Source organism: Caulobacter sp. RHG1 (genome assembly GCF_013181195.1).
Lineage (GTDB): Bacteria > Pseudomonadota > Alphaproteobacteria > Caulobacterales > Caulobacteraceae > Caulobacter.
Window position 1 is genome coordinate 195339 of record NZ_SMZP01000004.1, and the last position, 14486, is coordinate 209824.

Annotated in this window: 11 protein-coding genes; 7 read left to right on the forward strand and 4 right to left on the reverse strand. The window is 66.8% G+C overall.

Annotated elements, in window-relative coordinates:
• The first annotated feature begins 116 nt into the window (after positions 1–116).
• The gene (locus tag E1H18_RS12025; RefSeq protein ID WP_241735993.1) at positions 117–3110 is read left to right on the forward strand and encodes a TonB-dependent receptor; all 2994 of its coding nucleotides are present in this window, start codon (positions 117–119) and stop codon (positions 3108–3110) included.
• 105 nt (positions 3111–3215) lie between these two features.
• Here E1H18_RS12025 and E1H18_RS12030 read toward each other — a convergent pair whose 3' ends face one another.
• Positions 3216–3965, reverse strand: coding sequence for a FadR/GntR family transcriptional regulator (locus tag E1H18_RS12030; RefSeq protein WP_172268278.1), 750 nt, complete (start codon positions 3963–3965; stop codon positions 3216–3218).
• A gap of 338 nt (positions 3966–4303) precedes the next feature.
• Between E1H18_RS12030 and E1H18_RS12035 the strand changes: the two genes are divergently transcribed.
• From E1H18_RS12035 to E1H18_RS12055, 5 genes are read left to right on the forward strand one after another with little or no spacing between them, the layout of a single operon-like run.
• Positions 4304–6511 (forward strand): polysaccharide lyase 6 family protein, encoded by a 2208-nt coding sequence (locus tag E1H18_RS12035; protein ID WP_172268281.1) that lies wholly within the window; start codon positions 4304–4306, stop codon positions 6509–6511.
• Complete coding sequence (locus tag E1H18_RS12040) at positions 6508–8718, forward strand: heparinase II/III family protein (protein ID WP_172268284.1); 2211 nt, start codon at positions 6508–6510, stop codon at positions 8716–8718. The genes E1H18_RS12035 and E1H18_RS12040 overlap by 4 nt, the downstream gene beginning before the upstream one ends.
• Before the next feature lie 22 nt (positions 8719–8740).
• Positions 8741–10018, forward strand: coding sequence for an MFS transporter (locus E1H18_RS12045; RefSeq protein WP_241735994.1), 1278 nt, complete (start codon positions 8741–8743; stop codon positions 10016–10018).
• Between the two features lie 3 nt (positions 10019–10021).
• Positions 10022–10774, forward strand: a complete 753-nt coding sequence (locus E1H18_RS12050; RefSeq protein WP_172268290.1) for an SDR family NAD(P)-dependent oxidoreductase — start codon at positions 10022–10024, stop codon at positions 10772–10774.
• Positions 10774–11964 carry an SGNH/GDSL hydrolase family protein gene (locus tag E1H18_RS12055; protein ID WP_194248007.1) on the forward strand — a complete coding sequence of 397 codons (1191 nt, stop codon included), beginning with the start codon at positions 10774–10776 and terminating at the stop codon, positions 11962–11964. The genes E1H18_RS12050 and E1H18_RS12055 overlap by 1 nt, the downstream gene beginning before the upstream one ends.
• Before the next feature lie 58 nt (positions 11965–12022).
• Here the strand turns inward: E1H18_RS12055 and E1H18_RS12060 are convergent, their stop codons facing one another.
• Genes E1H18_RS12060 through phhA form a run of 3 tightly spaced genes read right to left on the reverse strand, consistent with a single transcriptional unit; the run spans position 12023 to position 13860 of the window.
• The gene (locus E1H18_RS12060) at positions 12023–12322 is read right to left on the reverse strand and encodes a 4a-hydroxytetrahydrobiopterin dehydratase (protein ID WP_172268296.1); all 300 of its coding nucleotides are present in this window, start codon (positions 12320–12322) and stop codon (positions 12023–12025) included.
• A gap of 3 nt (positions 12323–12325) precedes the next feature.
• Positions 12326–12994 carry an SDR family oxidoreductase gene (locus E1H18_RS12065; protein WP_172269549.1) on the reverse strand — a complete coding sequence of 223 codons (669 nt, stop codon included), beginning with the start codon at positions 12992–12994 and terminating at the stop codon, positions 12326–12328.
• A 5-nt stretch (positions 12995–12999) separates the two neighbouring features.
• Positions 13000–13860: a phenylalanine 4-monooxygenase gene (gene phhA / locus E1H18_RS12070; RefSeq protein ID WP_172268299.1), complete on the reverse strand. Its 861-nt coding sequence runs from the start codon at positions 13858–13860 to the stop codon at positions 13000–13002.
• Positions 13861–13955: 95 nt separating this feature from the next.
• On the opposite strand from phhA, the gene E1H18_RS12075 reads away from it, so the two are divergent.
• Positions 13956–14426, forward strand: coding sequence for an Lrp/AsnC family transcriptional regulator (locus tag E1H18_RS12075; protein ID WP_172268302.1), 471 nt, complete (start codon positions 13956–13958; stop codon positions 14424–14426).
• Positions 14427–14486: the final 60 nt, after the last annotated feature.

The window sequence follows — 14486 nt, forward strand, 5'->3', positions numbered from 1 at the left end:
GTGTCAAAACAGGTTGACATAAGTGCCATGCCAATCCAGCGTCTGCGCAACAGATAAGAAGCCGTTGGGAGGCGAATATGCGACGGATGAATGGTGGAGCGCGTGTAGGCTCCAGCATGCGGTTGACGACGGTCCTTTTGGCGGGGACCGCGATCATCGTCGCAGGGCCCGCATTCGCTCAAAGCGCGCCGGCCGCGCCGCAGGAGCCCGCCGCGACCGAAGTCGAGGCCGTCGTCGTCAGCGGCATCCGGGCTTCCCTGCAGAGCGCCCTGGTCCAGAAGCGCAACGCCGACAATCTGGTCGAGGTCATCCAGGCCGAGGACATCGGTAAGCTGCCCGACCAGAACCTGGCTGAAGTCCTGGAGAACGTCACGGGCGTGCAGATCACCCGTGAGGCCGGGGTCGGCCGCGGCGTGCAGATCCGCGGCACGGACGCCAATCGCGTCGAGATCAATGGCGTCTCGACCGTCGGCTCCGGCTCGGGCCGCTCGGGCATCAGCTTCGACGATCTGGCCGCCTCGATGATCAGCGCGGTCGAGGTCGTGAAGGTGCCCGAAGCTCGGACCATCGAAGGCTCGGTCGGCGGCACGATCAACCTGAAGACCATTCGCCCGCTCGACCTCTCCAAGCCCCTGTTCGCGTTCCGCGCCCAGGCCGAGAACAGCGACCTGTCCAAGACCACGACGCCGCGCCTGTCGGGCACGGTCGGCAAGCGCTGGGACACCCATATCGGCCAGATCGGCCTGGTCGGCAGCTTCAGCTATGCCGAGCAGGATGTCGTGGCCTTCCGCCCGCGCGTCGACCGCGACGCGGTGGTGACGCCCAACTCCGGCCGCGCCAGCGCCCAGGCCTTCCCGTTCCTGCGTATCCAGTTCTTCAACCAGGACCTGGATAATTTCGAGTATGAAACCAAGAACTTCGCCGGTTCGGCGGAGTGGAAGCCGAACGACAATCTGAAATTCTACGTCGACGCGACGCTGAACAACCAGACGCGCGCCGAACAGAGCACCAGTGTCCAGATCTCGACGGTCTCGGACAACGGCGTGGTCGACAACACCCGCAACACGGCGTTCGAGACGGTCAAGCTGGGCACGGCCCAGGGCCCGAACGGCGACATCGACCTGGGCTCGGTCCAGGCCGCCCTGGCGGGCGTCATCCTGCCGCGCACCAACGGCAATCTGGCGCCGTATCTGCGCACGACCAGCGACACCGGTTCGCGCCTGACCAAGAGCCGCGTGTTCTCGACCGGCGGCGAATGGAAGGGCGAGCGTCTGACTGTCGAGGCCCAGGCGGCGCTATCGACCTCGGACTCCACGCTGCCCAGCTTCAACACGACGCTGGAGTTCGTGAACCCCAACTCACCGGCCCCGACCCAGGGCGTGACACTGGCCAACGGCGTACCGATCGAGTTCGACCTGCGTGACGGCGCCCTGCAGTTCGGCATCGCCCAAGGCCAGGCCAGCACCCCGACCTCGGCCATGCTGCTGAACCCTGCCAACTACCGCCTGCAACAGGTGGCCCAGGCGCGCAGCATCCGCGAGAACAAGGAAAAGGCGCTACGCTTCGACGCGTCCTACGACACCAGGGGCGTCCTGCCGTTCATCAGCGCGATCAAGGCCGGCCTGCGCTGGAACGAGACCAGCGCGCTGAACGACAACATCACCGGCACGACGGGCTTCACCAACGTGACCTCGTCGTTCTACCGTCCCAGTGGCAACCTGTTCTCCGACCTGATGGTCGCGGGGCCCAGCAACTTCAATGACGGCGATGGTCGGCGCCTGTGGTTCGCCGACTACATGACCCTGGACGGCGCCGCCGCCTTCAAGAACCCGGACGCCACCCTGGCGGCCCTCAACAAGGCGATCGCAGCCAGCAACGCCGCCAACGGCTCCAACATTGCGCTGCTGGGCGCGCCGACTTCGCAGGCCAGCGCCTACTTCAAGATCACCGAAGAGACCAAGACCGCCTACTTCCAGGCCAATTTCGACACCGAGGCCTTCGGGATCCCGCTGCGCGGCAACGCTGGCGTGCGCTACGTGCAGACCGACCTGACCTCGATCGGCAACACCGTCGCCACGGGCGGCGTCTCGACCCGCGCCGAGAACGACGCGTCCTATAAGTTCTGGCTGCCGCGCTTCAACGTGGTCGCCGAGCCGATGGACAAGGTCATTGTGCGCGCCGGCGTGGCGCGTGACATTCGCCGTCCCGACTTCAACACCCTGTCGACCTCGGTGACCTTCGCCACCAGCGAGAACACCGCCGTCAACCGCGGCAACCCGAACCTGCAGCCGGAGACGGTGCTGTCGTTTGACCTGTCGGCCGAATACTACTTCGCGCCGTCCAGCCTGATCAGCGTTGGCGTGTTCCACAAGGTGCGCGACAACCTGTTCGCCAGCGTCACCGAAAGCCCGCCGGACAACGCCGTCGGCGGCGTCGTCAATCGCAGCCGTGATCCGTCGTGCCCGGGCGGCGGCATCTACAATTCGATCGCCATCATCAGCGTCAACAACCCCGATCGTGGCCAGACCGGAATCTGTGTGCCGCTGACCTCGACCTTCAACGTCGATGGCGAGACGACCCAGACCGGTATCGAGGCGGCGTTCCAATACGACCTGTCGCAGTGGGAAGACCGCCTGGGCTGGGCCTCGGGCTTCGGCTTCATCGGCAACTTCACCTACCAGAAGACCGGTGGGAACGTGGCCAGCTATCGGACCATCGGCCTGACCCGCAACACCACCCGCGACCTGGGCTTCACCACCCTGCCGCAGGACCGGGTCGAGCTGGAGAACCTCTCCAAGTACGCCTACAACGCGACCCTGTTCTATGAGCGCGGGGGCCTGAGCGCCCGCATGCGCTATACGTGGCGCTCGCACTTCATCAATACCGAGGCCTTCACCTCGGCGTTCGACGTGCCGCGCATCAGCGGCGATCGCGGCCAACTGAACGCCAGCGTCAACTACGACATCACGCCGTGGGCCACGCTGGGCATCGAGGGCATCAACCTGACGCGTCAGGACGCCAACGAGTACTGCATCAACGACAAGGCTCTGCTTTGCTACAACGGCCTGACCGATCGTCGGGTGGTCGTGGGCCTGAGCGTCAAGTTCTAAGTCTCCCCGAGGAGGGCATCGCTTCGGCGGCGTCTCTGCGCAAACTTAAAGCCCCGCCACGGCGACCGTGGCGGGGCTCCTTGTTTGTGGACTTGGGGAAGAGGCTTAGGCCTGAGCCGACAGGGTCGCCATGAACCGTGCGCGGTCGTGCTGCATCCGGCGGCGGACCTCGGCCAGGGCCTCGGCTTCCTCGGCGGCCAGCATGGCCTCGAACAGCCGGTGGAAGTGATCCCGCATGGCGGCGCGGGAGGCTTGCGGGTCGCGATTGCGCAGCGCCGACAGGATGGCGGCGTGCTCGTCGGTGCGCGAGTCCCAGTCGTGGTGGCAGACGCTCTGATAGACCTGCTTGACCTTGGGCAGCTCGTTGCGCATCCGCCAGATCAGCTTGATGCAGTACTCGACCACCGGATTGCCGGCGATGCGGGCGATGGCTTCGTGGAACTTCTGGTCCGCCGCGCTGGACTGGGCGTCGGTGGTGGCAGGATCGGACATGATGGCGACCAGAGCGTCCAGTTCGGCCAGGGCCGCCTCGTCGATGTTGGCGGCGGCCAGGGCCGCGGCCTCGGCCTCGAACACCGCACGGGCGGCGGTCAGGTCGAAGGCGGTGACGTCGGGCAGCCGGCCGGCGGCATGGGCGTCACGCGACAGCACATAGACGCCCGAGCCGGTCTTGATCGAGATCCAGCCCAAGGTCTCGAGAGCGATCTCGGCCTCGCGGATAGTCACCCGGCTGACATTGAAGCGTTCGGCCAGCTCGCGCTCGCCTGGCAGGCGGGCCCCGACAGGGAACTCCCCAGCCTCGATCGCCTCGCGGATCTGCTTCGCGACCGACTGATAAAGGCGTTGTTCGGACATCGGCGACTCTTGGACCTCTTTGGCTGATCAATACACCCTTCCGCGGGGTTCTTCGCAAGCGTCTCCGCGGAGAGCGCCTACCGATCGATGGGGGTGTGGCGGTTGAAGCGCCGTCTTGATGGACGATCGCTTTCCCGTGCTCTCGCGATCTGACGCACTGTATCGCTCCATTTTGGTCGCACAATGTTGTCAACCAATTGGCTTCGCATCGATCATACCGGAGTGATCCAATCAAAGTCGATCAAATGCGAGCATTGGTCTGAAAATTGGTTGACGGGTGATCGGCAAATTCCTAGCGTCACGCTCAGAGGTCGCGAAGATCCGCCGCTGGAGGAAAGATGTCGAAGCTCGGTCTGAAGCGGTCTTTCATCGCGCTCGTCGTTGCGGCGGCCGGCGGCGGCGTTCCGTCCCAGGTGCTGGCCGAATCCGCACTCGTGCGGACACCGGCCGAGTTCGCTTCTGCCTTGCCGCGTCTCCAGCCGGGCGACATCCTGACCCTGGCCGACGGCGAGTGGCGCGATTTCCAGATCGTCTTCACGGGCAAGGGCGCTGCGGATCGTCCCATCACTCTGACCGCCCAGACGCCGGGCAAGGTGTTTTTGACGGGCCGCTCCAACCTCAGCATGGCCGGCGAGCATCTGATGGTGTCCAACCTGGTGTTTCGCGACGGGTTTTCGCCCACCGGCGAGGTGGTGTCGTTTCGCAAGTCGCGCACCGAGCGCGCCAACTACAGCCGTGTCACCGGCGTGGTCATCGACGGCTTCTCAAAGCGCGATCGCACCGAGTCTGACAACTGGGTGGCGCTATACGGCCATCACAACCGCTTCGACCACAACCAGCTGAGCGGCAAGACCAACGCCGGCACGACCTTGGTGGTGATCCGCGATCCCGAGCAGGGGCTCGAGAACCGCCACGCCATCGACCACAACTATTTCGGTCGCCGTCCCGTGCTGGGCTCGAACGGCGGCGAGACGATCCGCGTCGGCACCAGCCACGCCTCGGCCACAAGCTCCTTCACGACGGTGGAGAACAACTGGTTCGAGCACTGCAGCGGCGAGGTCGAGATCGTCTCGAACAAGTCGGGCGGCAACACCTATCGCGGCAACGTCTTCTTTGAGTCCGAAGGGGCGATGGTCCTGCGGCACGGCGACGACAACCTGGTCGAGAACAACGTGTTCATCGGCAACGGCAAACCCAACACCGGCGGCGTGCGAGTGATCAATCGCCGCAACACGGTGCGTAACAACTACATGGAAGGGCTGGCCGGCTCGAACTTCGGCAGCGCCCTGACCATCATGTACGGCGTGCCCAACTCGCCGGTGCACCGCTATGTGCAGGTCGACGGGGCGGTGATCGAGAACAACACCCTGGTCGATGCGCGCGAGATGTCGTTCGGGGCCGGCATGGACGCCGAGCGCTCGGCGGCCCCGGTCAACAGCCGCTTCGCCAAGAACCTGATCGTCAACCGCGACGGCCACGATCCGATCCGCGTGCAGGGCGATATGAGCGGCATCGTCTTCGACGGCAACGTCCAGTCGCCCGCCGCGACCAAGGCTCTGCCGGGCGTCGCGGGCCGCAGGGTCACGCTGGAGCGCGGCAAGGGCGAGTTGCTGTTGCCGAAGGGCCTCAAGGATGTCGGCGTTCGCTCCGACCTGACCTTCATCCCGCGCGAGCAGACCGGCGTCAGCTGGTATCCCAAGACCCGGCCCGTCGCCGCTCTGGATAGCGGCGCCAGCCAGGCCGTGGCGCCGGGCGAGGACACCCTGACCCAGGCGATCGCCAAGGTCGCGCCGGGCGGCCGGGTCACGCTCCAGCCGGGCGTCTACATCGTCAATCAGGTCATTGGCGTGGACCGCGCCGTGACGATCCAGGGGCCGGCCAAGGGTCGCGCCGAGATCCAATTCTCGCGCCCCAACCTGTTCGAGATCGGCAGCGGCGGCGCCTTGCGCCTGTCGCACGTGACGGTCACCGGCGCCTTGGCCCCCGACATCGCCGGCGCCGCCGTGATCCGGGCAGGGCAGGGGGCGGCCCAGTACCAACTGATCGTCGAGGACAGCGCGTTTCAGGACCTGACCGTCAATCGCAGCTTCAACGTTTTCGCCGCCGGCCCGGCCTCGGTGGCCGACCGCATCCGGCTGGAGCGGGTCACGGTCGAGCGGGCCACCGGCTCGGTGATCGCCGGCCATACCGAGACCGCCGACCTGGGCACCTACAACGCCGAGGTGGTCGAGGTGGTCGACAGCGTCTTTCGCGACGTGACAGGCCCGGTCCTGGATCTCTATCGCGGGGGCACGGACGAGAGCACTTTCGGGCCGCGGCTGACCCTGACCGGCTCGACCTTCGAGCGCAGCGGTCTGGGCGAGGCCGGCGCGCTGAAACTGTACGGCGTCCAGCGAACCGAGGCGCGCGGCAACCGCTTCGTCGACAGCGGCGCGCCCAGCTTCTTCCGCCGCGTGGGCTATCCCGTGCTGGTGTGGAGCGGCAACCGCTTCCAGGGCACGCCCGACCTGATCACCAACGTTACGCCGCTGGAGACTACGCCATGAACCGTCCGGTCCTGATGGCCCTGCTGGCGACCCTATCCACCGGCGTTCCGGCCGTCGTCCTGGCCCAGGCCGCCAAACCGGCCGCCACCGTGCGCATCGACGACGCCAAGCCGGTGCTGGTCACGCTGGACCAGTGGCGCGCCATGGCCAAGGACGGCGCCCGCTATCCGATGTTCGCGGCCGAGCAGAAGCGCGTGGAGCGCGAGGTCCGCGCCGCCATGGCCGCCGGGATCAAGGTTCCGCAACCGCGCGACCTGGGCGGCGGCGTCACCCACGAGCAGCACAAGGCCAACTACAAAGCCCTGGCCGGCGCCGGCGCGCTGTACCGCCTGACCGGCGACAAGGCCTATGCCGACTTCGCCCGCGACCTGCTGCTGGAGTACGCCAAGCTCTATCCGACCCTGAAGGATCACCCCGCCGGCAACTCATCGGTGAAGGGCCGGCTGTTCTGGCAGGCGCTGAACGACTCCGTCTGGCTCGTTTACGGCGCACAGGGCTATGACGCCATTCGCGACACCCTGACGCCCGAGCAGCGCCGCACGATCGACGACGACGTCTTCCGCCGCATGGCCCGCTTCCTGTCGGAAGAGAACGCCCCCTATTTTGACCGCATCCATAACCACGCCACCTGGGCCACGGCCGGGGTCGGCATGACCGGCTATGTGTTGCGCGACCCGGATCTGGTCGATCGCGCCCTGAACGGGACCAAGCATGACGGCAAGGCCGGCTTCCTGCGCCAGGTCGACGAGCTGTTTTCGCCGGACGGCTACTACGCCGAGGGGCCGTACTATCAGCGCTACGCCCTGGCGCCGTTCATCATCTTCGCCCGCGCGATCCAGCAGAACGAGCCGGCGCGCGGGATCTTCCAGCGCCGTGACGGCGTGCTGCTGAAGGCCGTCGACGGGGTGATCCAGTCGTCTTACGCGGGGAAGCTGTTCCCGATCAATGACGCCATGCCCGACAAGGGCCTGGACACCGAGGAGATCGTCACCGGCGTCGCCATAGCCTACGCCCAGACCCGCGATCCGGGCCTGCTGTCGATCGCCAAGGAGCAGGGCCGCACCCTGTTGTCGCCCGACGGCCTGGCCATTGCCCAGGGCGTCGCGGGCGGCGGGGCCAAGCCCTTCGACTTCCGCTCGATGGAGCTGCGCGACGGTCCGAACGGCGACCTCGGCGACCTGGTCTTCCTGCGCCGCGGCGGGGCCAACGGCCAGGCCTTGGTGATGAAGAACACCCAGCAGGGCCAGGGTCATGGCCACTTCGACCGCCTGAACTGGCTGTTCTACGACAACGGCCAGGCGATCGTGCGCGACTATGGCGCCGCCCGCTTCCTCAATGTCGAGGCCAAGGGCGGCGGCGGCTATCTGGACGAGAACGACAGCTGGGCCATGCAGACCGTGGCCCACAACACCCTGGTGGTTGACCAGAAAAGCCAGTTCGGCGCCGACTGGCGCGTGGGCGAGGAGCATCCGACCACGCCGCTGTTCTACAAGGCGGGCGAGGGCCTGCAGATCGCTTCGGCCCGGATGGACAAGGCCTATGACGGCGTCGTCCTAACCCGCACCCTGGCCATGGTCGAGCATCCGGACCTGGCCTATCCCGTCGTCATCGACCTGTTCCGCGCCCAGGGCGGCAAGGCGGCCGACTACGACCTGCCGCTGCACTTCAACGGTCACATCGTCACCGCCTTTGCGGCCGAGCACTCGGTCCGCGAGCGGCCGGTGCTGGGCAAGGACTCTGGCTACCAGCACCTGTGGGTCGACGCCGTCGCGGCGCCTTCGGACAAGACCCGTAGCCTGACCTGGCTGCTGGGCGGGCGGTTCTACACCTATCGCTTCGGCGCCTCGGCCCCGACCAGCGCCCTGCTGGTGGAGAGCGGCGCCAACGATCCCAACTTCAACCTGCGGCGCGAGCCGGCCCTGATTCAGCGCATGCAGGGCCAGGCCCAGGCCAGCTTCTTCTCGGTGCTGGAGCCGCACGGCGTCTACGACCCGACCGCCGAGACGGTGGCCGGCAGCACAAGCCGCATCCGCGACATCGCCCGCACGCGCGGCGAGGGGGCCGAGGTGATCGTGCTGACCCTGGCCTCGGGCCGCAAGCTGGCGCTGGCCGTGGCCGACGATGTTTCCAAGACCGCCGCCCACGCCGTGCGGATCGACGGCCAGGCCTACGAGTGGACTGGGCCCTACGCCCGGTTCGACCGCTGAGGAGATGACGATGAAGTCCGGCATGAGGTGGGTCATCATCGGCCTGATCGCGGTGGCCACCGTGGTCAACTACATCGACCGCAACGCCCTGGCGGTGATGTGGCCCGAGATCGCGTCCGAGATCGGCGCGACCAAGCAGGACTATGCCCTGCTGGTTACGATCTTCATGCTGTTCTACGCCCTGGGGCAGTTTGTGTTCGGCAAGCTGTTCGACGCGATCGGCGTGCGGCTGGGCTTTGCCCTGTCGATCGGCTTCTGGTCGATCTCGATCATGCTGCACGCCCTGGCCAGCTCGATCCTGTCGTTCAGCATCTTCCGCGCCATGCTGGGCGTCAGCGAGGCCGGCGCCTGGCCCGGCGCGGTCAAGGCCAATGCCGAGTGGTTCCCGGCCAAGGAGCGCGCCCTGGCCCAGGGCATCTTCAACGCCGGCGCCTCGGTGGGGGCGATCATTTCGGCGCCGCTGATCGCGCTGATCTTCCTGTGGCTGGGCTGGAAGGGCACGTTCCTGATGGTTGGTGTCCTGGGCTTCCTGTGGCTCCTGCCCTGGCTGGTGATCTATCGCGCTGGCCCGGACCGTCACCCCTGGGTCAGCGACGCCGAGCGCGTGCTGATCCTGGACAAGCCTACGGCCCATGCGACCGACGAGGCCCTGGCCCCCGTCTACGTGCCTACCGTCAAGCAACTGCTGTCGCACCGCCAAAGCTGGGGCGTGATCCTGTCGCGCTTCTTCCTGGATCCGATCTGGTGGTTGTTCGTCTCCTGGCTGCCGATCTACCTGGCCGAGACCTTCAAGTTCGACATCAAGCAAATCGGCATCTTCGCCTGGGTCCCCTATGTCGGCGCGATGATCGGCAGCATGGTCGGCGGCTGGCTGTCGGGGCAGTTGATCAAGTCGGGACGCTCGCCGGGCATGGCCCGCAAGCTGACCGTCACCCTGGGCGGGCTGATCATGATCCCGTGCCTGATCGCAGCGCCGTTCATGACCGATCCGACCTTGGCGGTCCTGGTCATCGCCGGCGTGCTGCTGGGCTTCCAGATCGCCATCGGCAACATCCAGACCATCCCGGGTGACCTGTTCGACGGTCGCTCGGTCGGGTCCCTCGCCGGCATTGGCGGCATGGCCGCCGTCGCCGGCACGCTGATCACCACCTGGCTGGTCCCGGTGATGACCAAGGTTTCCTACGGCCCGATCTTCATCCTGGTCGCCGCCCTGGTTCCCCTTTCCATCCTTTCCCTCTGGTTCGTCACCGGTCGCATCGCGCCGGTTCAGGCGGCCACTTCCCAAGCTTCGAAGGACTAATTCATGCGCCTCAAGGACAAGGTCGCCATCGTCACTGGCGGTGGTCGCGATATCGGCCGCGACGTCTCCCGCGTTCTCGCCCGCGAAGGCGCGAAGGTCGTGATCAACTTCGCCAACGACGAGGCCAGCGCGGCCGAGACGCTGGAGAGCATCAAGGCGGCGGGCGGCGAGGCCATCGTGCATCGCGCCGACGTGACGACGGCCGCGGGCGTCGACTCCCTGGTTGCGGCGGCCAAGGCCGCCTATGGCGACAAGATCGACATCCTGGTCAACCTGGCCGGCGGCATGGTCGAGCGCCGGCAACTGGCCGACATCGACGAGGCCTTCTTCGACAAGGTCATGACCCTGAACCTGAAGTCGGCCTATCTGACGACCCGGGCCGTGGCTCCGCTGATGCCGGAAGGCTCCTCGATCATCAACTTCGCGTCCCAGGCCGGCCGCGACGGCGGCGGCCCTGGCGCCTCGATCTATGCGACGTCGAAGGGCGCGCTGATGACCTTCACCCGCTCGATGGCCAAGGAGCTGGGTCCCAAGGGCGTGCGGGTCAACAGCCTGTGCCCGGGCATGATCGCCACCAGCTTCCACGACACCTTCACCAAGCCGGAAGTGCGCACCGCCGTGGCCGGCAACACGCCGCTGCGTCGTCAAGGCCGTCCCGAGGAGGTCGCCGAGACCGTGGCCTATCTGGCCTCGGACGCCTCGTCGTTCGTGACCGGCGCCAATATCGACATCAACGGCGGGATGTTCTTCTCGTGATGCGCCGCGGCCCGGCCACGATCGCGCTTCTGCTGACGCTGGCCGGGTCGCCTGCGTTCGCGCAGAGAGCTACTTCCGAATGGAGGCCGGCCTGGACGGCCGCCGCCGCTCCGCCGCGGTTCGACGTCGACGCCGCCAAGGCACCGATCGGTTATCAGGACCAGACCATTCGCCAGGATCTGCGCATGGGCGTGGCGGCCAAGGCCGTGCGTCTGCGGATCAGCAACGAGTTGGGGTTGGAGCCGCTGGCTCTGGACGGCCTGACCGCCACCGGCGCCGACGGCCGGGTTTTGCCGGTCACCTTCGGCGGCGCGCGCGACATCGTCGTGCCGGTGGGCGTGGCCCTGGTCAGCGATCCGCTGCCGATCGCGGTCAAGCGCGCCGATCTGCTGAGCGTCAGCCTGCACGCGAAGGGCGCGACGCGCGGCGTGGTGCGCCGCACGGCGGTGCGGATCGGCGCCGGCAATGCGCCTGTGCCGGCTGACGCCAAGCTGGACCGCCGCCAGAGCTTCATCTCGGCCGTCTACGGCCTGGCCGACAAGCCGCCGGCCGTGGTGGTGGCGCTGGGCGACTCGATCACCGAGGGCTCCAGCGCGACCTTGGGCGCCGAGGCCGACTGGCCTTCGGTCCTGGCACGCCGCTTCGAGGCCGCCTGTCCGGGCGCCTATGTCGTCGCCAATGCCGGGATCAGCGGCAACCAGGTGGTTCGCGACGGTCGTAGTCCGAACGTCCGCGCGCGCCTCGACCGCGACGTGCTCTCGCTGCCCGGCGTCACCCACGTGATCCTGATCGAGGGTATCAACGACATCCGCCACGACGGCGATCCGGCCAATGTCGGCCGTAGCGCCGAAGAGGTCATCGCCGCCTATCGCCAGATCATCGCCCGCTTGCATCTGCGCGGGATCAAGGTCATCGGCGGCACGCTGACCGGCTTCGCCGGCTCGGAGCGCTTCGACGAGCGGTCGGAAACCGCGCGCAGGACCCTCAACGCCTTCATCCGCGATAGCGGCGAGTTCGACAGCGTCGTCGACTTCGATAAGGCTCTGCAGGACCCGGCCAAGCCCGAGGCCATGCGCGCCGACTTCGCCCGCGACGACCGCCTGCACCCCAACGATCAGGGCTATACGGCCATGGCCCAGGCGATTGATCTGTCACAGTTCAACGGTCCGCAGGCCCGCTGCCGAAAGTGACGTCGGCGCGTACGGCCCCGTGATCCTGGAAACGATCCGTCGATAGCGGCGGACGAGGTCAGACGCCCTGGCGCACGCAGCCGTCGATGGCCTGGGCCAAGGCGAGGTCGCGCGTCGAAACACCGTTGGCGTCGTGGGTGGTGAGCCAGATCTCGACGGTGTTGTAGACGTTCGACCATTCGGGATGGTGATCAGCCTTGTCTGCCATCACCCCGATCTGGACCATCGCGCCAAGCGCCTCGGCGAAGTCGCGAAACTGCAGGCGGCGATAGAGAGCGTTGCGGGCCGGGTCGAAGCGCCACAGCGGCAAGTTGGTCAGGGCATGGGTGCGTTCGGTTTCGGACAGGGCGTTGATCATCGTCTAGCGCTCCACGGCGTTGGTGACCGGCACCAGGGCGCCGGTGATCGCCCGGGCTGCCGGACGGGTCAGGAACAGGATGACATCGGCGATGGCGGCCGGATGGGTCCATTGGGCGGGGTCGGCGTCGGGCATGTCGAGTCGGTTCTGCGGCGTGTCGATGATCGACGGCAGCACCGCATTAACGCGGATCCTGCGCGGACGCAGCTCGGCGGCCAAGGCCTCTGTCAGTCTCGCGACGCCAGCCTTGGCCGCGCCATAGGGGCCAAAGCCCAGGCCGGCCGGCTGAGCGCTGTTGGCGCCGACCAAGACGATCGCTCCGCCATCGGCCAGGTGGGGCAGGGCGGCTTTCAGGGTCGCGACCGCCGTACCGACGTTGCCGGCGAAGAGTCCGGTCCAGTCCGACAGGCTGGCCTCGCCGATCGTCGTCCACCGGAAGCCGCCAACCAGATGGACGACCGCGTCGAAGCCGCCCAGATGCGCCGCAGCGCGGTCGACGACGACTTGGGCGTTGGCTTCGTTGGCCAGGTCGCCAGCCGCGAACACGCCGTCGTCCGGCCTGTCTTGCGCGGCGGCTCCCGCGAGGGCGGCGACGGCCGCTCCGTCGGCGCGAAACGCGTGATCGACCACCACGCCCAGGGCGCCGTCGGCGCCGGTCAGCAAGACGCGCATGGCGGTCACGACGCCTTCGACTGGGCGTAGGTCTGCGTGCCGCGCGTGACGATCATGTCGCTGGCCAGCACGGTGTCGGTGGCCAGGTCCTCGGCCGTTTCCAGCTCGGCATAGAGCGGCGCGAAGTCGGTTTCCAGGGTCTGGCGCAACAGGTCCTCGTAGCTGTCGATGACGAAGTAGGTCTGCTGGTAGTCGTCGATCCGGTAGTTGGTCCGCATGACTCGTTTCAGATCGAAACCGATGCGGTTGGGCGAGGGATCGTCGAGGGCGAAGATCGACTCGCCATAGCTGGAGACGATGCCGGCGCCGTACAGACGCAGGTCGCCGTCCTCGCGGATCAGGCCGAATTCGACGGTGTACCAGTACAGTCGGGCCAGCTTGTGCAGGGCGCCGTACTTCAGAGAGCGCAGCCCGCCCTCGCCATAGGCCTGCATGTAGTCGGCGAATACCGGGTTGGCCAGCAGCGGCACGTGGCCGAAGACGTCGTGGAAGATGTCCGGCTCCTGCAGATAGTCGATCTGCTCGGGCGTACGGATGAAGTTGCCGGCCACGAACCGGCGATTGGCCAGATGGTCGAAGAAGACGTCGTCGGGCACCAGCCCAGGCACGGCCACAACACTCCAGCCGGTGGCCTTCTGCAGGCGCTCCGACAGCTCCTCGAAGTCCGGGATGCCGGGCTTGGACAGGCGCAGAACGTCGAGACCCTCCAGGAAGGTGGGGCTGACGCGGCCGCGCAGCATGGTGGCCTGGCGGGCGAAGAGATGGTCCCACATCGCATGTTCCTGTGGCGTGTAGGCAGCCCAGTTCTGCGGAATGGTCCAGTCGGCCGAGGCGTCGGCGGGGCGGTCGAGGGGCGTCTCTTTCATGTTGAAACGTTCGCACGCCATGAGTGGGGCTGCGTTTCAATCTTCCTGGTGAACGAAGCTATTTCCGAAATGAATGTTCGGTATAAGTGCCTAATATGAAATCTGAACTCGATCTGGACCCGGTGTCGCGTCGCATCCTGACGATCCTGCAGGAAGACGCCACGGTCAGCCACGCAGAGCTGGCCGAGAGGGTGGGGGCCTCCAGCGCTTCGTGCTGGCGTCGCATCAAGTCGATGGAGGCAGCCGGGCTTCTGGAAAAGACGGTTCGCCTGGTCAATCCGGCTCGGGTCGGACGCGGCGTCAACGTCATCTGCAATGTGCGCATGGCCAGTCACGCCAAGGATGCTCGCGATGGTTTCGAGGCCTTCGTGCGCACCCAGCCCGAGATCGTCGAGTGCTTCTCGATGTCCGGCGACTGGGACTACATGCTGCGCATCGTGGTCGCCGACGTCGCCGACTACAACGCCTATCTGATGCGTCAGCTGCTCAACCAGCCCTCGGTGGCCGGGGCCTCGTCGCACTTCGCCCTCGACTTGGTGAAGTACACCACGGCGCTTCCGGTCTGAGGTTTGGCCAGCGGGCAAGCTCGCCCTTGCCACGCTCAACGCCATCGCGCCATTAGGAGG